The organism is Burkholderia sp. BCC0405, from assembly GCF_902833075.1.
Classification (GTDB): domain Bacteria; phylum Pseudomonadota; class Gammaproteobacteria; order Burkholderiales; family Burkholderiaceae; genus Burkholderia.
In genome coordinates, this window is sequence record NZ_CADFEO010000011.1 from 141,564 (window position 1) to 161,687 (window position 20,124).

Annotated in this window: 17 protein-coding genes and 3 pseudogenes; 7 read left to right on the top strand and 13 right to left on the bottom strand. The window is 68.1% G+C overall.

Going from position 1 to position 20,124, the window contains the following annotated elements; all coding sequences use genetic code 11:
* Positions 1 to 224 precede the first annotated feature (224 nt).
* Positions 225 to 1,697 (bottom strand): PLP-dependent aminotransferase family protein, encoded by a 1,473-nt coding sequence (locus HWX36_RS19920; protein ID WP_175953917.1) that lies wholly within the window; start codon positions 1,695 to 1,697, stop codon positions 225 to 227.
* 217 nt (positions 1,698 to 1,914) lie between these two features.
* Between HWX36_RS19920 and HWX36_RS19925 the strand changes: the two genes are divergently transcribed.
* Positions 1,915 to 3,117 (top strand): GNAT family N-acetyltransferase, encoded by a 1,203-nt coding sequence (locus tag HWX36_RS19925; protein ID WP_175953919.1) that lies wholly within the window; start codon positions 1,915 to 1,917, stop codon positions 3,115 to 3,117.
* Positions 3,118 to 3,141: 24 nt separating this feature from the next.
* Here HWX36_RS19925 and HWX36_RS19930 read toward each other — a convergent pair whose 3' ends face one another.
* The 3 genes and pseudogenes from HWX36_RS19930 to HWX36_RS19940 form a co-directional block, all read right to left on the bottom strand.
* Entirely contained in the window at positions 3,142 to 3,621 is a 480-nt protein-coding gene (locus tag HWX36_RS19930) for a DUF3331 domain-containing protein (RefSeq protein ID WP_175953921.1), read from the bottom strand.
* A 38-nt stretch (positions 3,622 to 3,659) separates the two neighbouring features.
* Positions 3,660 to 3,797 (bottom strand): hypothetical protein, encoded by a 138-nt coding sequence (locus HWX36_RS19935; protein ID WP_175953923.1) that lies wholly within the window; start codon positions 3,795 to 3,797, stop codon positions 3,660 to 3,662.
* Between the two features lie 47 nt (positions 3,798 to 3,844).
* A pseudogene (locus tag HWX36_RS19940) lies at positions 3,845 to 4,090 on the bottom strand (MFS transporter); the annotation flags it as partial.
* 213 nt (positions 4,091 to 4,303) lie between these two features.
* Here HWX36_RS19940 and HWX36_RS37245 point away from each other — a divergent pair.
* The 4 genes from HWX36_RS37245 to HWX36_RS19960 all read left to right on the top strand — a co-directional run bounded on the left by HWX36_RS37245 (position 4,304) and on the right by HWX36_RS19960 (position 7,921).
* On the top strand, positions 4,304 to 4,867 hold the full coding sequence (locus HWX36_RS37245) for a hypothetical protein (protein ID WP_244136468.1): 564 nt from the start codon (positions 4,304 to 4,306) through the stop codon (positions 4,865 to 4,867).
* A 29-nt stretch (positions 4,868 to 4,896) separates the two neighbouring features.
* Entirely contained in the window at positions 4,897 to 5,961 is a 1,065-nt protein-coding gene (locus HWX36_RS19950; RefSeq protein WP_175953925.1) for a 2,3-butanediol dehydrogenase, read from the top strand.
* Positions 5,962 to 6,317: 356 nt separating this feature from the next.
* Positions 6,318 to 6,974: a VC0807 family protein gene (locus tag HWX36_RS19955; protein WP_175953926.1), complete on the top strand. Its 657-nt coding sequence runs from the start codon at positions 6,318 to 6,320 to the stop codon at positions 6,972 to 6,974.
* A gap of 80 nt (positions 6,975 to 7,054) precedes the next feature.
* Entirely contained in the window at positions 7,055 to 7,921 is an 867-nt protein-coding gene (locus tag HWX36_RS19960) for a CPBP family intramembrane glutamic endopeptidase (RefSeq protein WP_175953929.1), read from the top strand.
* Between the two features lie 20 nt (positions 7,922 to 7,941).
* Here the strand turns inward: HWX36_RS19960 and HWX36_RS19965 are convergent, their stop codons facing one another.
* From HWX36_RS19965 to HWX36_RS19985, 5 genes are all read right to left on the bottom strand, one after another.
* Positions 7,942 to 8,922, bottom strand: coding sequence for an aldo/keto reductase (locus HWX36_RS19965; RefSeq protein ID WP_175953931.1), 981 nt, complete (start codon positions 8,920 to 8,922; stop codon positions 7,942 to 7,944).
* Positions 8,923 to 9,127: 205 nt separating this feature from the next.
* Positions 9,128 to 9,799 carry a MarC family protein gene (locus HWX36_RS19970; protein ID WP_175953933.1) on the bottom strand — a complete coding sequence of 224 codons (672 nt, stop codon included), beginning with the start codon at positions 9,797 to 9,799 and terminating at the stop codon, positions 9,128 to 9,130.
* A gap of 131 nt (positions 9,800 to 9,930) precedes the next feature.
* The gene (locus HWX36_RS19975; RefSeq protein ID WP_175953935.1) at positions 9,931 to 10,731 is read right to left on the bottom strand and encodes an enoyl-CoA hydratase-related protein; all 801 of its coding nucleotides are present in this window, start codon (positions 10,729 to 10,731) and stop codon (positions 9,931 to 9,933) included.
* A 38-nt stretch (positions 10,732 to 10,769) separates the two neighbouring features.
* Complete coding sequence (gene paaK, locus HWX36_RS19980) at positions 10,770 to 12,092, bottom strand: phenylacetate--CoA ligase PaaK (protein ID WP_175953937.1); 1,323 nt, start codon at positions 12,090 to 12,092, stop codon at positions 10,770 to 10,772.
* Positions 12,093 to 12,150: 58 nt separating this feature from the next.
* Entirely contained in the window at positions 12,151 to 13,707 is a 1,557-nt protein-coding gene (locus tag HWX36_RS19985) for a 3-hydroxyacyl-CoA dehydrogenase (protein WP_175953938.1), read from the bottom strand.
* Between the two features lie 542 nt (positions 13,708 to 14,249).
* Between HWX36_RS19985 and HWX36_RS19990 the strand changes: the two genes are divergently transcribed.
* Positions 14,250 to 15,338, top strand: coding sequence for an ionic transporter y4hA (locus HWX36_RS19990; protein ID WP_175953940.1), 1,089 nt, complete (start codon positions 14,250 to 14,252; stop codon positions 15,336 to 15,338).
* Between the two features lie 94 nt (positions 15,339 to 15,432).
* Here HWX36_RS19990 and HWX36_RS19995 read toward each other — a convergent pair whose 3' ends face one another.
* From HWX36_RS19995 to HWX36_RS20005, 3 genes and pseudogenes are all read right to left on the bottom strand, one after another.
* Positions 15,433 to 16,566, bottom strand: coding sequence for a transporter substrate-binding domain-containing protein (locus tag HWX36_RS19995; RefSeq protein ID WP_175953943.1), 1,134 nt, complete (start codon positions 16,564 to 16,566; stop codon positions 15,433 to 15,435).
* Between the two features lie 20 nt (positions 16,567 to 16,586).
* Entirely contained in the window at positions 16,587 to 17,360 is a 774-nt protein-coding gene (locus HWX36_RS20000; protein WP_175953945.1) for a hypothetical protein, read from the bottom strand.
* A gap of 663 nt (positions 17,361 to 18,023) precedes the next feature.
* Positions 18,024 to 18,590 (bottom strand): annotated as a pseudogene (locus HWX36_RS20005) (LysR substrate-binding domain-containing protein); the annotation flags it as partial.
* Between HWX36_RS20005 and HWX36_RS20010 the strand changes: the two are divergent.
* Positions 18,588 to 18,881 (top strand): annotated as a pseudogene (locus tag HWX36_RS20010) (MFS transporter); the annotation flags it as partial. The pseudogenes HWX36_RS20005 and HWX36_RS20010 overlap by 3 nt on opposite strands.
* Positions 18,882 to 18,930: 49 nt before the next feature.
* On the opposite strand, the gene HWX36_RS20015 reads toward HWX36_RS20010, so the two are convergent.
* On the bottom strand, positions 18,931 to 19,899 hold the full coding sequence (locus HWX36_RS20015) for a LysR family transcriptional regulator (RefSeq protein ID WP_175953947.1): 969 nt from the start codon (positions 19,897 to 19,899) through the stop codon (positions 18,931 to 18,933).
* Positions 19,900 to 20,124 lie beyond the last annotated feature (225 nt).

Here is a 20,124-nt window from a genome sequence, read left to right on the forward strand (position 1 = left end):
GGTGGCACGGCAGGCGTGGAGCCGCCACGGCATTCGTTTCGAACAAAGTGCGCGGTTCGTCAATCCGCACATCCACCACGCGACCATTTCTGACGATCAAGACCGCGGCATGTTCAGCTCGGGGAGCGAGACCAAAAATCGACGAACATCAACCTTGATTTTAAAAATCCAAGATTTATAAGGTTGGCAAAATAAATTGCCGTGATTGAACGGCGAGTCTCGCCTCACGCCCCACCCACCCGCTCCGCGATCGCCGACAGCATCCTCAACATCGGCTCGAACGCGTCGGCCGACGTATTGCCGAAACCGAGCACGAGCCCGTTGCCCGCCGACGCCGCATCGATCGAAAAGCCCGACAGCGGGAACGGCCCGATGCCGTGCGCTCGCGCCGCGTCGACGATCGCGCGATCGCGGTAGCGCGCCGGCAGCCGCAGTGCGAGATGCAGCCCGCACGGCCCGCCCTCGATCTGATGCGGCACGCTCAGGGTGCGGTCGAGCGCGACGAGCAGCAATCGCCGCCGGTCGCGGTACAGACGGCGCATGCGGCCGAGATGGCGCCCGTACTCGCCCGTCTCGATGAAATCGGCCAGCGCGAGCTGCACGTGGCGCGTCCCGCCGCGCAGCATCTCCGGCAACACCGGCCGCACCGCCGCCAGCAATGCGTCGGGCAGCACGAGAAAACCGATCCGCAGCGCCGGAAACATCGTCTTGCTGAACGAGCCGAGATAGACGACGGGCGAATCGGGCGCGAGCCCGTGCATCGCGCCGATCGGCTCGCCGGTATGACGGAATTCGCTGTCGTAGTCGTCCTCGATGATCCACGCGCGATGCCGGCGCGCGGCATCGATCAGCGCGAGCCGGCGCGAGATCGACAGCACGGCGCCGGTCGGGAACTGGTTCGACGGCGTCGTATAGACGAGGCGCGGCGTCCGCTCGCGCCAGTCGTCTGCTTCCGTGCGCAGCCCTTCCGCGTCGACCGGCATCGGCACGACGTCGAGGTCGGCCGCCTGCATCGCGGTGCGCGCGCCGCGATAGCCGGGCTCCTCGACCCACACCGTATCGCCCGGGTTCGTCAGCAACTGCGCGCACAGCGCGATCGCGCCCTGTGCGCCTTCCGTGATCACGATCTGCTCGGGATCGCAGCGCACGCCGCGTGTCACGGCCAGGTGGCGCGCGATCGATTCGCGCAGCGCGCGCTCGCCGAGCGGATCGCCATAGCCGAGCAGGTCGCGGCCGGCGCGGCGCAGCGCGCGGTCGATCGCGTGGCGCCATGCGTCCGCCGGGAAATGCGCCAGCGCGGGCACACCCGGCCGGAAGCCCTCCGATTCGCCGGTGCCGATGCGGCTCGGGCGAATCCGGCCGAGCCGCTGCGCAACGGCCGGCGGCGCGGCACGCCGGCGCGGCGGCGTCGGCCGTGAAAGCCCGACCACGCGCGTGCCGCGGCGATCGGATTGCAGGAAGCCTTCCGCGACGAGCTGCTCGTAGACGGCGGCTGTCGTGTTGCGCGACACGCCGAGCGTTTCGGCCAGCGCGCGCGTGCCGGGCAGCCGCGTGCCGGCCGGCATCGCACCGCCGAGAATCGCGTCGCGCACGCGGCGCAGCAACTGGCGCTGCAGCGAAGGCGCGCCCGGCGTGCGCGCCAGCGGCGCGTCGAGCGGCAGCAGCGGTGCATCGCCGGAAGGAAGGGCGGTCGTCATCGGAACATCGCAGCGTGAAAATGTTGGAACGGGGCGCACGGCTAGTGGCGCACGGCTAGTGGCGCACCGCCAGTGAAGGACGGGCTCGCGGTTCGCACCCCGAAGCTCGTGGCACCATAAATTTGCCAATCTGTGGCGCTTCTCATGGTACCTCGTCGCGACTACGATCGTCTGCATGCCGGCATGTCGCCGGCCGCCAACCGAAGCGAGATCGACCTTGTCCACGCTCACCAACGCTTTCCAGCAACCCATCGGCCACCCCGTTCCCGACTGGTCCGCGCGCCCGCGCCCGGAACGCATCGTGCTCGAAGGCCGCTACTGCCGGCTCGAACCGCTCGACGCCGAGCGCCATGCGGCCGACCTGCACGCCGCCTACGCGCAGGCGCCGGACGGCAGCGACTGGACCTATCTTGCACACGGCCCGTACGCCGACGAATCGAGCTACCGCGACTACGCGCGGAGCGCGCAGGCGAGCCCGGATCCGCTGCACTACACGGTGATCGACCGTGCCACGGGCCGCGCGGTCGGCACGCTCGCGCTGATGCGCATCGATCCGGCCAACGGCGTGATCGAGGTCGGCTCCGTCACGTTCTCGCCGCTGCTCAAGCGCACGCCCATTTCGACCGAAGCGCAGTTCCTGCTGATGAAGTACGCGTTCGACACGCTCGGCTACCGGCGCTACGAATGGAAGTGCGACGACCTGAACATCCCGTCGCGCAAGGCCGCCGCACGGCTCGGCTTCCGCTACGAAGGCACGTTCCGGCAGGCGATCATCTATCGCGGCCGCAATCGCGACACCGCGTGGTTCTCGATCATCGACAGCGAATGGCCGGACGTCCGCGCCGCGTTCGACGCGTGGCTCGCTCCGGAGAACTTCGACGCGCAAGGCGAGCAGCGCCAGTCGCTTGCCGCCATCCGCCACGCGCAGGCGAACGCGCGCGATGCGGCCAGCCGCGCGAACGACGCGACGCGCGTCACGGTGCGCCCGCTCGTCGCCGCCGACGAAGCCGCGTGGCGCCCGCTGTGGCAGGGTTATCAGAAGTTCTACGACACCGCGCTGAGCGAGGCGGTGTTCGCGACGACGTGGGCGCGCCTGATGGATCCCGCCGAGCCGATGTTCGTGCTCGGCGCATTCGACGCATCAGGTGTGCTGGTCGGGATCGTGCATTCGATCTACCACCGCTCGTGCTGGACCGAAGGGCCGTACTGCTACCTGCAGGACCTGTACACCGCGCCCGACGCACGCGGGCAAGGCGCGGGCGGCGCGCTGATCGAGGCCGTGTACGAACATGCCCGCGAAGCCGGCGCGAGCCGCGTGTACTGGCTCACGCACGAAACCAACACGACGGCGCGCGCGCTGTACGACAAGCTCGCGAACCACGCCGGGTTCATCCAGTACCGGCACGACCTGAAGAAGTAACGCGGCGTCGCAGCCGGCCGGCATTCAGCCGAAAACGTCGGCCGGCGCGTGTGCATCGTCGCCGTCCGGCGCAACGTCGCACGCCACGCCGGCGGCCCCCGGCACCGACGCCGGGCAGATCATCTCGTCGCCATTGGCCGGCACGGGCCGCCGCACCGGCCGGAACACCGGATCGCCCGGCTCGATCGGCTGCCCCGAGATCGCACAGCGGCCCGGCTGCAACGCGACGCGCAAGCGCCAGCGCTGCTCGCCGTAATGGCACCGGCCGCTCTCGACCCAGCGAATCAGCAGCGCGCTGTCGTCGGCCTCCAGCACCGTGACGAACAGTTGCGGGCGCAACGGCGAGACGGCCGCTGCGGCGTGCTCGGGAACCGGCGCTCGACCGATCGCCGCGAGCGGATGCGCGACGCCGCCACGCGGCGGCATCGCATCGTCTTCGCCCCCTGCCGGCGCATCGCACGGCACGTCTTCTTCGCAAATCAGGCTTTCCATGGTGTTGAGCATGCTTGACGGATTTCCGTGCAGGTTGAACGGCGCCGCGCTCAGCGCCGGGCCATCGGTTCGCGCAGCAGCGACAGGCCAATCGCCGCGCCGGTAACGGCGGCCGCGAGCATCAGCCCGATGCCGCCCGACCAGCCCAATGCATCGACGATCGCGCCGATCGCCAGCGGCCCGATCACCTGTCCGAGATCGTTGCCCTGCACGACCCAGCCGATGCCGAGCGGCGCCAGCGACGCACCAGCAGGCCGGACGCGATGCCGCCGAACACGCCGACGAACGGAAACACCGGCATGATCCCGCTCAGCGACGCGAGCGAGCCGCCGAACTCGTGCTGAAGCGACGGCAATACGATCGTCGCCTTGCCGACGTGCAGCGCCGACACGATGCTCGCGAGCACGACGTTCGCGACTGCGGCCCGGTCGCTGCGCGACGGCAGCGTGGCGGCATCGGCCGCGACAGGTGTTTCGGGCATTTCCCCCTCCGTTGAAACGGCCGCGTGCAACGGGATGCGTCACGCGTCCGAGATCGGACTGGTGCACATGATACAAATTGAAGTTCACTTCAAGTAAAGGGGTAATGTGCGCAACGATCCGTTCCGCCAATCGCGGCAATGAGCCGGCATGGCAGCGTGCGCCTGCCTGATCCAAGCTGTCGGCTTCGCCCCGACGACGCTGCATACGACCGCATGCCGACCGCCTCTCCCGCTCCCGACGCCCCGCTTCCGCTCGACGCAGCCTGGTCGACCTTCTCCGGCCGCAAGGCCGCCGTGCGCATCTTCGTCGCCGGATACTGCGCCGCACGCGACCGGCGCGATGCGCCGCTGCACGACGGCCCGGACGGCCAGGTCGTGCAATTCGACGCCGGCATGGGGCGGCCATTCGAGCACTTCGTGATCGAGGGCGCGCCGGCGGATGGCGACGGCCCGTTCCGCGTCGGCGCGTGGATCACGCGCTTCGGCGCCGCGCGTCTCACGATTCGTCTCATGGCGCTGAGACGAACGTCCCAGCGTCTCACCGGCGTGTCGTTCAGCTTTCGCAGCAAACTTCACGCCGCGCCCCCGTCAAACCTTTTGCTGTCACCGAACCGGGAAATACCGCATCGCACCACGCTCATCCCGTCCGATCGCCGCCCGGCGCACCCCTCGAGCTGGCCCCGTTCCTGCATACCGGTCGATCGCGCAATCGCGCGACGGGCGCACCGGCAGCCACGCCTCGCGCCCGACGACAACCCGATGGAGACAGCAACGTGAGTACACCGGCATCGACCACAGCTCCCAGCATGAAAGCCGCCGTCTGGCACGGCCGCCACGACATCCGCGTCGAACAGGTTCCCGTTCCGGAGCGCCCGCCGGCAGGCTGGGTCACGATACGCGTGCACTGGTGCGGGATCTGCGGCTCCGACCTGCACGAATACGTCGCGGGCCCCGTCTTCATCCCGGTCGATGCGCCGCATCCACTGACGGGCCTGAAGGGCCAGTGCATCCTCGGCCACGAGTTCAGCGGCGAGATCGCCGAACTCGGCGCGGGCGTGACGGGCTTCGCGGTCGGCGACCGCGTGACGGCCGACGCATGCCAGCATTGCGGCACCTGCTGGTATTGCTGGCATGGGCTGTACAACATCTGCGAGAACCTCGCGTTCACCGGGCTGATGAACAACGGCGCATTCGCCGAATACGTGAACGTACCGGCGGAGTTGCTGTACAAGCTGCCCGACGATTTCCCGACCGAGGCCGGCGCGCTGATCGAGCCGCTCGCGGTCGGGCTGCATGCGGTGAAGAAGGCCGGCAACATCGTCGGGCAGACCGTCGTCGTGGTCGGCGCGGGCACGATCGGCCTGTGCACGATCATGTGTGCGAAGGCCGCAGGCGCCGGGCGCGTGATCGCGCTGGAAATGTCGGCCGCGCGCAAGCAGAAGGCGCTGGAAGTCGGCGCGAGCGTCGTCATCGATCCGAAGACGTCCGACGCGATCGCGGAAGTCAACGCGCTGACCGGCGGCTACGGCGCCGACGTGTCGTTCGAGTGCATCGGGCACACAACCACGGCGAAGCTCGCGATCGACGTGATCCGCAAGGCCGGCAAGTCGGTGATGGTCGGCATCTTCGAGGAGCCGGCGCCGTTCAACTTCTTCGACATCGTGTCGACCGAGAAGGAAGTAATCGGCTCGCTCGCGTACAACGGCGAATTCGCGGACGTGATCCGCTTCATCGCCGACGGCCGCATCGACGTGCAGCCGCTTATCACCGGGCGCATCACGCTCGGCGACATCGTCTCGCACGGCTTCGAGGAACTGGTCAACCACAAGGACCGGAACGTGAAGATCATCGTTCAGCCCGGCATCGCCTGACCGCACGCGCGGCCGCGGCAGCGATTCGCGCCGTGGCACGCGTGCTGGCGAGTGTCACCCTGAAGCGCCGCCCGTGCACGGGCGGCGCGCCTGCCTGCCGTTTCCCCTCCCTGCCGCCGTCGTCGAGCGGCACGAAGGCGCCATCCACGTGCTCAGCGTCGTGCGGCAGGGCACCACGGTCACGATCACGCTGCCGGCCGCGGCGCTTCCGTGACGGCGGCGCCGGCGGCAGGCGGCCGTGGCGGCACCGCATCCCCGCCCGATTCTTCGATATACTGGACCGAACCCTTTTCGGGGCAACCGCGGGCCACCACGCCCGTTGCACGTTCGCCCCAACCTGCGTGGAATTGCTCACCGTGAAACCGCGAGCCGGACTGATCCTCGAACTCTTCGTCAACCTGGTGCTGCCCTGGGTGGCCTACCGGGCCGCTCTGCCCTATTTCGGCGAAACCGGCGCGCTGTATGCGTCGGCGATCCCGCCGATCATCTGGTCGATCGTCGAATTCATCCGCTCGCGCCGCGTCGATGCGGTGGCGGCCATCGTGCTGCTCGGCATCTCGCTGTCGATCATCGGGATGGCGCTCGGCGGCAGCCCGCGCACGCTGCTGATGCGCGAATCGCTCGCGTCGGGCACGATCGGCGTCGTGTTCCTGCTGTCGCTGTTCCGCGCACGCCCGCTGATCTTCTATCTCGCCCGCGCCACCGTGGCCCGCGAGATGGATGGCGGCGCCGCGCATTTCGAAGCCGTCTGGAACGCACAGCCGGGGCTGCGTCAAATGCTCCAGCGAATGACCTTCGTCTGGGGCGCGTTCATGACCCTGGAAATGCTGCTGCGCCTCTGGATGGTCGTGACCTGGCCGGTCGAACGCGTGCTGGTCGTGTCGCCGGTCATGGGCTACACCGTGTTCGGCTGCCTGCTGCTGTGGACGTTCTGGTACCGGCGGCGGATGCGCGAGCGCAACAGCGTCCACATCCCGGGCCGCGACGGCGTCACGGAAACCGCCGGCCGCTGACCGCCGACGATTCCGGCCAGCATGGCAAGACGGCTGCGGTATGATGCGCGGCGTCTCGTCCGACGAATGCCGCTCCTGTCATGTCCCTTTCGCTCCTTCCGTCCGCCACGATCTGGCTCGCCCTGTTCGCGGCCGCCGCGTTCGTGTGGCATCGCCCGCAGCACGGCCTGAGCGTCGGCCTTGCCGCGCTCGGCTATGCGTGCGCGCTGGCGTTCGGCAAGCTCGCGCCGCTCGCGCTGGCGCCCCTCGCGTTGCTGGCCGCGGCCGCCTGGGGCGCGATGCCCGAGCGAGCGCGCGCGGTGCGCATCGCCGCGCACGTCGTCTTTGCCGCGCTCGCGATCGCGCTCAGCCTGCACCTGATTCCCGGCTTCCACAATCCGGGCGTGATCGGCCCGACGCGCTTCACGCCGGATGCCGTGCCGTTCACGATGTACCTGAATCTCGACAAACCGCTCGTCGGCCTGTGGCTGGTGTGGGTGCTGCCGTGGGTCGCCCCCGACGTCCCGCTGTCGCGCGCGCTGCGCACCGGCGCGGTGGCCGCCGTCGCGACGGCGGCCGCGTGCCTGGCCGGCGCGCTCGCTTTCGGGATGGTCGGCTGGGCGCCCAAGTGGCCGCCGTCGGGCTGGCTGTGGCTCGTGAACAACCTGCTGATCGTGACGCTCGCCGAGGAAGCGCTGTTCCGCGGCTACGTGCAGGGCGGGCTGACGCGCGCGCTGCGCGGATTCGCATGGGGGCCATGGGTCGCGCTGGCGATCGGCGCGGTGCTGTTCGGCGCCGCGCATGCGGCCGGCGGCTGGCAATGGATCGTGCTCGGCACGGTGGCCGGCATCGGCTACGGCCTCGCCTGGCGGCGCGGCGGGCTGCTCGCATCCGCGCTCGCGCATGCGGGACTGAACATCGTCCACTTCGGCCTGTTCACCTACCCGATGCTCGACGCCGCGCGCTGACGGCCGCGCGGCGCGGCCGCTCAGTTGATCCCGGCGACCGCGTGCGGCACGTACGGGCGTTCGAGCGTAGCGATCTCGTCGTCGGTCAGTTTCAACTCGAGCGCGGCCAGTGCGTCGTCCAGCTGCCGCGCCTTCGAAATGCCGACGATCGGCGCGGTCACCCCGCGCTTCTGCGCGACCCAGGCGAGCGCGACCTGCGCACGCGGCACGTTGCGGGCGGCCGCGATCGTCGCAACGGCGTCGACGACCGCCTTGTCCGACTCCGCCGTCGCATCGTAAAGCCGCTGGCCGACCGCGTCGCTCTGCTGCCGCTCGGTCGACTCGTCCCAGTTGCGCGTCAGGCGGCCGCGCGCGAGCGGGCTCCACGGAATCACCGCGATCCCTTCGTCTTCGCACAGCGGCAGCATTTCCCGCTCTTCTTCCCGATACAGCAGGTTCAGGTGGTTCTGCATGCTGACGAAGCGGGTCCAGCCGTGCTGCTTCGACGTGTGCAGCGCCTTCGCGAACTGCCACGCGAACATCGACGACGCGCCGATGTAGCGTGCCTTGCCGGCCTTCACGACATCGTGCAACGCCTCGAGCGTCTCCTCGAGCGGCGTGCCGTCGTCCCAGCGGTGAATCTGGTAGAGATCGACATAGTCGGTGCCGAGCCGCTTCAGGCTCTGGTCGATGTCGGTCATGATCGCCTTGCGCGACAGCCCCGCGCCGTTCGGCCCCGGCCGCATCCGGTAGAACACCTTGGTCGCGATCACGATCTCGTCGCGTTTCGCGAAATCGCGCAGCGCACGGCCGACGATCTCCTCCGACGTGCCGTCGGAATACATGTTCGCGGTATCGAAGAAATTGATGCCGGCTTCGACCGCCCGCTGGATGATCGGGCGGCTCTCCGCTTCCGGCAGCGTCCACGGATGCGTGCCGCGTGACGGTTCGCCGAACGTCATGCAACCCAGCACCAGCCTGGACACGTCCAGCCCTGTCGATCCGAATTTCACGTATTCCATTGCACGCCTCGCCATTGAAGTTGAGCTGACGGCCGGACGCGCGCCGCGCATCCGCCGAACCGTCGCATGGTATCCCGGGCGGCAAGAATGCGTGCGGCGTCGCCACTTGGTACGAAGGCAATGCCCGTCGGCGCGAGATCGCACGGGGCGCCGGCTGCGCGGCGCGAGCGCAGCGGCGCCGGCCGCTTACTTGCTTTTTACTTGCTTACTTGGCCTGGTCGGCGATCGGCTGCAGGAACGCGGAGAAGCCGGTCAGCATGATCTGCACACCGATGCACAGCAGCAGGAAGGCCGACACGCGCTTCGCGACCTTGGTGCCTTCGCTGCCGAGGTAGCGCGACAGCAGCGCCGAGCGGCTGTAGACCTGCCAGATCACGATCGCGACCAGCACGGAGACGGCGATCGACACGATGCTCGACAGCATGAATTCCGACAGCTTGTGCGTGCGGTTCGCATTCAGCGCGATCGCGGTCGCGATCGAGCCGGGGCCGACCGTCAGCGGCATGGTCAACGGGAAGAACGCGCGCGTCATGATCGCGTTCGCGTCGATCGGCTTGACCGGCGTGTCGCCGCCGCCCGGGCCGTCGGGTTCGTTCAGCATCTGCCAGCCCGCGACGGCAACCGCGAAGCCGCCGCCGATCCGCAGCGCTTCCATCGAAATCCCGAAGAAATGCAGCACCGGCGTGCCGGCGAAGAACGCGACCATCAGCACGATGAACGCGTTGAACGCGACCTTCCTCGCGAGCAGATCGCGTTCGTGCTCGGTGAGCGCCTCGGTCCGTTCGAGAAACAGGAACGCGATGCCGATCGGGTTGATGATGCCGATCAGGCCGGTGAAGCCGAACAGGATCTCGGAGATAAGGCGGTTGACGATCATCGGGGAAGAATCGGTCGGGGCTGGGCCGGCAGCGCGCCGGAGGTCACGCATTGTAGAGCAAGCGCCCGCGCCGCCAAACTCGGCCGCGCCCGTCGTGCCGTCGATCGTCGCCGTTTCGCCGTCGTTTCCCCTTACTCGGCGCCCGCCTCCCATGCCGGCGGACGCTTCGCGAAGAACGCGGTGAAGCCCTCCTTTGCTTCCGGCGTTGCCCGCACGCGGGAGATCGTCTGCGCGGTGAACGCCGCACGCTCGTCCGACGGCGGATACTCGCCGATCGCGTCGAAGAAGCGCTTGATCTCCATCAGCGCATTCGGGCCGTTGCGGCCGAGTTCGGCGAGCGTCTTGTCGAGTGCTTCGTCAAGCGAATCGAGCGGCACGGCCTGGTGAATCAGGCCGATCGCGACCGCTTCGCCGGCGGCGAGCTGGGTCGCCGTCAGCGCAAGCCGGCGCGCCTGGCGCTGGCCGACCGCCTCGACCAGATACGGGCCGATCACGGCCGGCAGGATCCCGAAACGGGCTTCGCTGACCGAGAAGCGCGCGTGATCGCTCGCGATCACGATGTCGCACGCCGCGCACAGGCCGACGCCGCCGCCGAACGCATGGCCCTGCACACGCGCCACCGTCGGCTTCGGACATTGCCGGATCGCGCGCATCATCGCGGCGAACCGCTGCGCGTCGCGCAGGTTCGCCGCCGCGTCGTTCGCGCTCGCGCGCTGCATCCATTGCAGGTCGGCGCCCGCGCAGAACGCGCGGCCGTCCGAGCGCAGCACGATCGCGCGCACGTCGTCGCGCCGGCCGAGCGTGGTGAACGCATCGGTCAGTTCGGCGATCATCGTCTCGTCGAATGCGTTGAGCACGTCGCCGCGCTGCAGCGCGACGGTTGCGATGCCGCGTGCATCGACCGTGACGGCCAGGGTCTTCAATTCATCCATCGAACAGGTTTCCTCGGGTTGAACGGCAAACATGGGAATCAGGCGGCCTGGCGGCGGTCGATCACGCGCCGGGCCTTGCCGGTCGCAGTCGCGGGAATGCCGCCCGCCGCCAGCACCGTCACGCCGGACGACACGCCGACCAGCGTCTTGATCCGGTGTTGCAGCTCACGCGCGAGCCCCGCACGATCGCTTTCGCCGACGGACGCGGCCGCTTCGGAGCGCAGTTCGACCGCGAGGTCGAGCCGGTCCATATGACCGTCGCGCGACAGCGTGATCTGGAACTGGCCCGACAACTGCGGCAGCGCGACGACGATCTCCTCGATCTGGCTCGGGAACACGTTGACGCCGCGCACGATCAGCATGTCGTCGGAGCGGCCCGTGATCTTCGCGAGACGGCGCATCGCGCGCGCGGTCGGCGGCAGCAGCGCGGTAAGGTCGCGCGTGCGGTAGCGGATCACCGGCATCGCTTCCTTCGTCAGCGACGTGAACACGAGCTCGCCGTGGCTGCCGTCGGGCAGCACCTCGCCCGTGACCGGGTCGATGATTTCCGGGTAGAAATGGTCTTCCCAGATCACCGGGCCGTCCTTCGTCTCGACGCATTCGCACGCGACGCCCGGGCCCATCACTTCCGACAGGCCGTAGATGTCCAGCGCGTCGATGCCCACGCGCGTCTCGACTTCCTCGCGCAGCGCCTGCGTCCACGGCTCGGCGCCGAAGATGCCGATCTTCAGCGACGACTCGGCCGGGTCCATCCCCTGCCGCACCATCTCGTCGATCAGGTTCAGCATGTACGACGGCGTGACGAGGATGATCTTCGGCTCGAAATCGCGGATCAGCTGCACCTGCTTCTCGGTCTGCCCGCCCGACATCGGCACGACCATGCAGCCGAGCCGCTCCGCGCCGTAATGAATCCCGAGGCCGCCGGTGAAGAGCCCATAGCCGAACGCGTTGTGCAGCGTATCGCCGGGACGGCCGCCCGCCGCGCGGATCGAGCGCGCGGTCACGTTCGCCCAGGTATCGATGTCGCGCGCGGTGTAGCCGACCACCGTCGGCTTGCCCGTCGTGCCGCTCGACGCGTGCACGCGCACGACCTGCTCGCGCGGCACCGCGAACAGCCCGAACGGATAGTTGTCACGCAAGTCGTTCTTGGTCGAGAACGGGAATTTCGCGAGATCGGCGAGCGACGTCAGGTCGTCCGGATGCACGCCCGCCGCCTCGAACGTGCGGCGATAGTGCGGGACGTTGTCGTACGCGTGGCGCAGCGACCACTTGAGGCGCTCGAGCTGCAGCGCCTGCAGTTCGTCGCGACTGGCGGTCTCGATCGGCTCGAGGGTGGCGGCGGGATGCGTCGGGTGAGTCATCGGGGGCTCCTCCAATGGAGTGATGTCGTTATCGTGTTCGAAGCAACGGGGGCGACGGCTACGACCGGAACGTGCGGCCGGCCGCATGCAGCGCGGCAATGCGCGGCGACACGCGATAGCGATCCTCGCCGTAGCTCGCCGCCAGGTTCGACAGCACGCGATGCACGCGGCCAATGCCGATCGCATCGGCCCACGCGAGCGGGCCGCACGGGTAGTTCACGCCCTTCTCCATCGCGAGATCGAGATCGGCGGGCGAACACACGCCCTGGTTCACCGTGTCGGCCGCCTCGTTCGCGAGCATCGCGACGGTGCGCATCGCGACCATGCCCGGCACGTCCGCCACGCCGACGACGCGAAAACCGGCCTGCTGGAACAGGCCGACCGCGTCCGCATAGGCCGCATCGCTGCACTGGAGCGCGCGCGTCAGCGCAACGAGTCCGGCCTGCGCGTAATCGCGCGCAAGGTCGACCAGCACGAGATCGGCGGCGCCCGTCTGCGCGGCGCGCGCGGTCGCGGTGCGGCCGTCGGTCAGCGCGATCGATGCGCGGCCGGCCGTCGCGAGCAGGTCGTCGGCGGTCGCGGCGGCCTGCCGGGCGCCGGCGATGCGTTCGGCAAAGCGCGCGTGCAGCGCGGCGGCCGGGCCGTCCTGCGCGAACAGCACGACTTCGGCCGGCGCGTCGCGCTGCGGTTCGAGATCGGGCGCGGGCGGCGTCGCGTCGTCCGCATACGCATAGAAGCCGCGACCCGACTTGCGCCCGAGGAAGCCCGCGTTCACGAGTTCCTGCTGGATCAGCGACGGCGTGTAGCGCGGATCGTTGAAGTACGCGCGGAATACCGACTCGGTCACCGCGAAGTTCACGTCGTGGCCGATCAGGTCCATCAACTCGAACGGCCCCATCCGGAAGCCGCCGGCCTCGCGCATTACCGCGTCGATCGACGCCGGCGCGCCGCCCTGCTCGTTCAGCACGCGCAGCGCCTCCGCGTAATACGGCCGCGCGACACGATTGACGATGAAGCCCGGCGTCGATTTCGCCATCACGGGCTGCTTGCCCCACGCGGCGGCGGTCGCAACCAGCACCTGTGCGACCTCGGGCGCGGTCGCGAGCCCGCTGACCACCTCGACGAGCGCCATCAGCGGCGCCGGGTTGAAGAAATGCAGGCCGGCGACGCGCTGCGGCACGCGCAGCCCGGCCGCGATCGACGTGATCGAGATCGACGACGTGTTGGTGGCCAGCAGGCACGCGTCGTCGACATGGCGCTCGAGCGTCGCGAAGATCTCGCGCTTCACGTCGAGCCGCTCGGCCGCCGCCTCGACGATCAATGCCGCGCCCGCGAAGTCGGCCAGTTCGCGCACCGCACGAATCCGGGCGCCGGCCGCGTCGGCCTGGGCGGGTTCGAGCCGGCCCTTCTCCGCGAGCCGCGCGAACTGCGCGCGGATGCCGGCCAGCGCCTTGTCGCAGGCGGCGGCGTTCAGGTCGTACAGCAGCACCGTATGACCGGCCGCCGCCGCGACCTGCGCAATACCCGCGCCCATCGCGCCGGCACCGATCACGCCGACGACGGCCGACGGCGCCAGCGCGCCCGAGTTCACCGAATGTGCAGAAGAAACAGCCATCGCTTGCGATCCGTCAAGAAGTGGAGGTGCGAGCAATTATAAACCGACCGGTCGGTAGATTTATGTCAGGGCGAGCCCGAATTTGTCGTGCAAGAGACCGTTACGGAAACTGCAAAGACAAAAAAATTGAAAGGTCGGGGCACTTTTTGCGGACAGAAAGGTCAATGAAAGCATTCGAATATGAGATAGTGCCCCCCCGAACGCCTGATAAAATTCGACAAATCGCCGGATTTCAGGGGGAACCCGCGTGTCACGCTGCGACCGTCGTCCGCCCTTCCGGGGTCGGAACCGAGCCTCCGGCCCGGGCCGCGTCTCATGTGCTCGCGTCGCCACGTGCGGCCAGCCGCATCGAACCGTTTCATCCAGCGACGGGCTTCGGCCCGCCCGCGCCCCTCGCTGCCTCACGGCGGCGAACCCAGGGCAGCACCGTTGCGTGCCGCCACCTTTCGGTTTCATCGTCCTCGTTCGGCGGATAGTACGGCCGGGCTTCGTCAACCCGTGACGGCGCGTCGCGCGCCGCCACTCGCATAAGGAAACCCTTCATGCCGCTCTCGTCCAACCAGCTCCCGCGCTGGACCCTCGTGGCCCCGCTTGCCGCATGGCTGGTCCTCGCGCTGTCGCGCGTCGTGCCGGCCGAAGGCCTCGTCATCGCGGTGTTCGCCGCCGCACTCGCCGGCGCCGTGTTCGCCGCTGTCCACCATGCGGAAGTCGTCGCGCACCGCGTCGGCGAGCCGTTCGGCACGCTCGTGCTCGCGGTCGCCGTGACCGTCATCGAAGTCGCGCTGATCGTGTCGGTGATGCTTGGCGCGGGCCCCGAGAAATCGGGCCTCGCCCGCGACACCGTGTTCGCCGCCGTGATGATCATCTGCAACGGCATCGTCGGCATCTGCCTGCTGGTCGGCGCGTGGCGGCACGGCGAACAGGACTTCCAGGGGCGCGGCGCAAGCAAGGCGCTCGCGGTGCTGGCGTCGCTGTCGGTGCTGTCGCTCGTGATGCCGAACTACCTGAACGCCGCACCCGGCCCGTTCTTCTCGAAATCGCAGCTCGCGTTCGCCGGCGTGTCGTCGCTCGTGCTGTACGGCGCATTCGTGTTCGTGCAGACGGTTCGGCACCGCGACTACTTCCTCACCACGCACGACAGCGCGAACGAATCGGTGCACGCGGCACCGCCGAGCAACCGCACCGCCGTGATCAGCATGCTGCTGCTGTTCGCGAGCCTCGTCGCGGTCGTGCTGCTCGCAAAGCTGCTGTCGCCGGCCGTCGAGCACGCCGTAATGAAGCTCGGCGCGCCCGAAGCCGCGGTCGGCATCGTGATCGCCGCGCTCGTGCTGCTGCCGGAAGGGCTCGCGGCCGTCACCGCCGCGCGTGCGAACCGCCTGCAGACCAGCATGAACCTTGCGCTCGGTTCGGCGCTCGCGAGTATCGGGCTCACGATCCCGACCGTCGCGGCCGTGTTCATCTGGGTCGGCCAGCCGCTCACGCTCGGCATCGGCCCGATGGAAACCGTACTGCTGGCGCTGACCCTGCTGGTCAGCACGCTGACGCTCAGCCAGGGGCGCACGACGGTGCTGCACGGCGTCGTGCACCTGTCGCTGTTCGCCGCGTACCTGTTCCTGTCGATCACTCACTGACGCAAAAAAGCGCGCGGCCCGGCGGATCTCCTCCGCCGGGCCGCGCGCAGTCTTTCACGTCCCTTCAGCTTCCTTCGTTCACGTCACGCCGCCGTTACCGCACCGGAATCACGAGGTGCTGGCCCGCCAGGATCAGGTTCGGGTTGGCAAGGTTGTTGCGGCGTTGAATCTCGCGATAGCGCTGGCCGCTGCCGAGCTTGCTCGCCGCGATCATGTTCAGCGTGTCGCCCGCCTTCACCACGTACGTGTGCTCGCCCGACGCGGCCGCGGTCGTCACCGCCTGGTCGCTGACGAAGTACTTGCGCAGCAGGTCGAGATACTGCGGCGACTGCTTGAGCTTCGCGATCGCGGCGTTCAGGTAGATCAGCAGATCCTGGTCGTCGGCGCGCACGCCGATCTTGTACGCGATGTTCGAGCCGTCGAGCTTGGTCACCGCGAACTTCAGGTCGGTGTCCTTGATCGAGCTGACCGCGAACGGATAGTCGTAGATGAACGCGTCGACCGTATGGCCGTCGATGCTCTTCGCGATGAACGCCGGATCGGAATCGTCGACTTCAACGAACTTCACGTTCGGATACTGGCGCGTGACGAATGCGCGCACGTCCGGGTCGCCCTTCAGGATGCCGACCGTCTTGCCCGCGAGATCGTCGGTCGAGCGGATCGCGGAGCCCTGCCGCACGATCAGCGAATAGCCGAAATCGTCGACGTACGGCACCGAATAGACCACGCCCGGCGGCGTGTTGTCCGGGAACGTCAGCCCGTCCATCGCCACGTCGACCACGTGGTTCCCCTTCGCATCCGTATCGAGCAGCTGCTTCGGCACGCCCGGATACGTGTCGACCTCGTGACGCGTATCGACGACGACCGGCTTGCCGCCGTGCGAGAACGACGGATCCGCGAACAGCAGCCGCGCGAATTCGACGTTGAAGCCGTGCGGCGTGCCCTTGTCCTCGCCGAAGAACGGTTCGCTCGGGTTCTGCACGGAGATCCGCACGATGCCGTTTTCGGCAATCGATTTCAGCGCGCTGGCCTGCGGCGTGAAGCCCGCCGGCAGCACGCTGGACGACGGCGACGTCTGCGCGGACTGCCCGGTGTCGCCACTTTGCGCGGACGTCGAGGCCGGGGCCGCGTCATGCGCGGGAATCAGTGTCGACAGGCCGCCCTGATGCACGATCCATACGCCGACGAGCACGACCAGGAATGCGATGGCGCCAAGAAGTTTTTTCATGGTTGCGAGCCTGCAGGAAGTTATTGTTGTTTCGACGGCAGTTGCGCGGGGTTCGCCGCATCGAGCCCGGGCGTGTGCGGCGCATTCATCACCGCCTGCTGCTGCGCCTGCTTGACCTCGGGGTTGTCCATCAGCGACGTCTCCATTTCGGAGAACGCCTTGTTGACCGAGCGCATCACCGAATCGACGGCCACGTCGGTCTTGATCTGCTCGAACGTGTCGGACGCCTGCCGGCCCGCGAGCTTGTTCATCTGCTGCGCGGCCTGCGACATGTCCCACATCGCCTTCGCGCGGTCGATCGCCGACGCGAAATTCTTCAGTTCGGCCTGCACCTGCTTGTAGCGCCCCTCGCGGAACGCGAGCAGCTGCTTCATCGTGTCGAGCTGCTGCCGGAAGCGTGGCGCATCGTCCGGATACTGCTTCTCGAACAACTCCGTCTTGCTCTCGAAGTTCTTCACCTCGGTGCGGAACGCCGTGATGCTGTCCGCGAATTTCTGGGCCGCCTGGCGCTTTTCCGCGAGCTGGTTGATCAGCGTCTCGATCGGATTGGCCTGCGCCTCCTCGACGATCATCTTCACTTTCTGGTTCGCGAACTTCATCGCGACGACTGGCGCGAAATAAATCGCGCCGAGGCCGATCACGCCCGCCGTGACCAGCGCGACCACCCCCTTCAGGATGAACAACGCGGCCGGTGCCGCGATTGCGACGCCGGCGACGATGATCGCCCACTTGATCAGCTTGACCTTGCCACTCCCCGCACTGCCGTTTGCTTCTTCATTCGAAAGCTGCGACATGAGTTTTTCTCCTTGAACCTCGAACCGAACTGCTTGCGTTTGCTTTTTCAAGCTCAATTGAAATGCTTCGGACTGCGGTGCCGCCGGGCAATCAGGCAAGCCGGCGGCGCAATGCAAGGATGGGCGCGACGGACGTCACGAGACGCCGGTATAGGCGCTGTTCAGGATGCGGTGATGAGGAGCGGCAGACGGCGCTGCGATGCGGCGCGCCGGACGGGCGCCGTTCGTCGCCGCGGCGCTCGCGCGGACGGGAAAGTGTACCGATGCACGGTACGCAACGGGATGACGGATAGGTGACGCGCCGGGCGTCGGGAGAAGCGTTGTTCCGGCGGGCCGACAAACGCGGGGCCGGTATTCCGGTACGAGTGCGTAAAGGCTCATCGTTGTTCTTTTGTGTATCGCGGGTGCGGGAACCGCGCGGCCGGCGCGTCCCGCTCCAAATGCACGGACGTATCGTGCGCCGACCGGCATGCAGCGTCAAGCAGTTGTCGCAGTGCAGCGAACTGCTGCGTTCCTCCTTTGGAACACCGGTAGCGAAGCAGCTTTCAACGCGGTAAGGATTCGCAGGACTGCGACTGGTCGTGCTCGGTCAGGATTGCTTGGCATCGCTTGCGCAAGCTTCCGGGTTGAAAGCTTGTCACATCGCACCGACGGATTCCGCGCTTATGCCGTTACCGCGCCGCCCTGCTCCTGCGCCAGAAACCGCTCGACCATCGCGTTGAACACCGGCAGCGCCGGATTGTCGTTGTCCGCTCGCCACGCGAGATACCGCTCGGCCGCCACGTCGGCGCCCGCCAGCGGCCGGAACATCACGCCGTCGACATGCAGTTCGCGCGCCGACGCCGGCACGCGCGCGGCACCGAGCCCCGCGCGCACGAGGCCGAGGACCGTATGCGTCTGCCCGACGGAGTGCAGGGAGTTCGGCAGCCGCCCCGCGTTCGCGAACAGGCCCGAGATCAGGTCGTGGAAGTATTTCCCTTCGTTCGGCGAATACGCGATGAACGGCTGCCGCTCGAGATCGTCGGGGCCGATGCGCTCGTACGAGGCAAGCGACGCGCCTTGCGCGACCGCAACGAGCATCGGCTCGCGCGGCACGAGCCGGTATTCGAGCGGCTGGCGCGCGGCACGCTGGCGCACGAAGCCCGCGTCGAGCATCCGCGACGCCAGCGCATCGATCTGCACGGTCGACACCCTCTCGCGCAATTCGATGTCGACGTCCGGCAGCGCGTGATCGCGCCGATGACGATCGCATTCTTCGGCAAGGGGCTCGCGGCGGTCGGCTGGGCCGTGCTCGCCGACACGGCGCCGGAAGGGATGGTCGGACTGAGCCGCGGCGTGTTCAACGGCCTCGGCAACATCGCCGGGATCGTCACGCCGCTCGTGATCGGCTACTTCGTCGCCAGCACGGGCTCGTTCGCCGGCGCATTATGGTTCGTCGCCGCGCACGGGCTGCTCGGCATTGCCGCCTACGGATGGCTCGCGGGTCGCTTCGAACGGATTCGCATCGCGCCGCGCGCATGAACCTCGCCGCGGCACGTGCGGTTCGCGCGAAGCATGCCCGCGCGAATCGTCACGCGCGCTTGCGGCCGCCCCGCGTCTGTTCGGTCGTCAGCCGGTCGAGTTCGCGCAGGTCGCTCTCCAGCGCGGGCGTGAGCGTCGTGCGCAGGTGGTCGAGGAACGTGCGGATCTTCGCGTCGAGATAACGGCGCGTCGCGTAGACGGCATACACGCTCACCGTCTGCAGCCGATACTCGGGCAGCACGCGGATCAGCCGCCCTTCGCGGATGTCATCGAGCACCGTATACAGCGCGACGCACGCGATCCCGCGCCCGGCGCGCACCGCGACGCACAGCGCGTCCGGCACGTTGACCTGGAACGGCGCGGGCTGCAGCTCGTAGACGGCCTCCTCGCCATCGCTGCGCTCGAGCCGCCATTCGCCGGCCGGCGATGCGGGCGTATCGAGGCGCAGGCACACGTGGTTCGGCAATTCGTCGGGCGACTGCGGCGTGCCGTGGCGCGCCAGGTATTCGCGCGACGCGACGAGCACGCTGCAACTCGTGCCGCAGGTCTGCGCGACATAGCCCGAATCGGGCAGTTGCGACGCCGTCACGATCGATACGTCATAGCCCTCTTCGACGAGATTCGGCATCCGCTGCGCGAGCGTCAGCTCGACCGACACGTCGGGGTTGTCCTCCTGGTAGCGCACGATCGACGACACGACATGGCTCTGCCCGAGCCCCGTCATCGCATGGATGCGCATCTTGCCGCTCGGCCGCAGCAGCGCGTTGCGCGCCTCCGCGTTCGCGTAGTCGATTTCCGCGAGGATCGATTTCGCGCGCTCGAAATAGCGTTCGCCGCTTTCGGTAAGGCCGAGATGGCGCGTCGTGCGATGCAGCAGCCGCGTCTGCACGTGCGCTTCGAGGTTCGATACCGCGCGCGACACCTGCGCGGTGGTCGCGTCGATTTCCTTCGCGACCGCAGTAAAACTGCCGGCTTCGACAACGCGCACGAACAGGCGCATGTTTTCGAGCATGTCCATTGAATTGGCTTGGGGAAAGTCAGTGGGGAGGCGTCGGCAGCGCTCGCGTCAGGTGAGGAACGGAACGCAGCCGCGAACCACGTCGAATCGATCACCGTGCCGGGAGAAAGGCGGGAGAGCGGGCATCGCGTACGTGGTTCTGGCATGACGGGGGATTCAGTGGCCCGAATTGTACGCCGCCGCAGACAAATTTGCGCGGCTCCCCGGCCCGCAAGCTCTCATCCC

Bases quoted from the DNA above. Each gene is read 5' to 3' on its own strand.
- HWX36_RS19920 (WP_175953917.1), bottom strand. From the start codon at position 1,697: ATGACGACCGCCCTTCCTTCCGGCGATGCACCGCTGCTGCCGCTCGAC.
- HWX36_RS19930 (WP_175953921.1), bottom strand. From the start codon at position 3,621: ATGCTCAACACCATGGAAAGCCTGATTTGCGAAGAAGACGTGCCGTGC.
- HWX36_RS37245 (WP_244136468.1), top strand. From the start codon at position 4,304: ATGCCGACCGCCTCTCCCGCTCCCGACGCCCCGCTTCCGCTCGACGCA.
- HWX36_RS19950 (WP_175953925.1), top strand. From the start codon at position 4,897: ATGAAAGCCGCCGTCTGGCACGGCCGCCACGACATCCGCGTCGAACAG.
- HWX36_RS19960 (WP_175953929.1), top strand. From the start codon at position 7,055: ATGTCCCTTTCGCTCCTTCCGTCCGCCACGATCTGGCTCGCCCTGTTC.
- HWX36_RS19965 (WP_175953931.1), bottom strand. From the start codon at position 8,922: ATGGAATACGTGAAATTCGGATCGACAGGGCTGGACGTGTCCAGGCTG.
- HWX36_RS19970 (WP_175953933.1), bottom strand. From the start codon at position 9,799: ATGATCGTCAACCGCCTTATCTCCGAGATCCTGTTCGGCTTCACCGGC.
- HWX36_RS19975 (WP_175953935.1), bottom strand. From the start codon at position 10,731: ATGGATGAATTGAAGACCCTGGCCGTCACGGTCGATGCACGCGGCATC.
- paaK (WP_175953937.1), bottom strand. From the start codon at position 12,092: ATGACTCACCCGACGCATCCCGCCGCCACCCTCGAGCCGATCGAGACC.
- HWX36_RS19985 (WP_175953938.1), bottom strand. From the start codon at position 13,707: ATGGCTGTTTCTTCTGCACATTCGGTGAACTCGGGCGCGCTGGCGCCG.
- HWX36_RS19990 (WP_175953940.1), top strand. From the start codon at position 14,250: ATGCCGCTCTCGTCCAACCAGCTCCCGCGCTGGACCCTCGTGGCCCCG.
- HWX36_RS19995 (WP_175953943.1), bottom strand. From the start codon at position 16,566: ATGAAAAAACTTCTTGGCGCCATCGCATTCCTGGTCGTGCTCGTCGGC.
- HWX36_RS20000 (WP_175953945.1), bottom strand. From the start codon at position 17,360: ATGTCGCAGCTTTCGAATGAAGAAGCAAACGGCAGTGCGGGGAGTGGC.
- HWX36_RS20015 (WP_175953947.1), bottom strand. From the start codon at position 19,899: ATGGACATGCTCGAAAACATGCGCCTGTTCGTGCGCGTTGTCGAAGCC.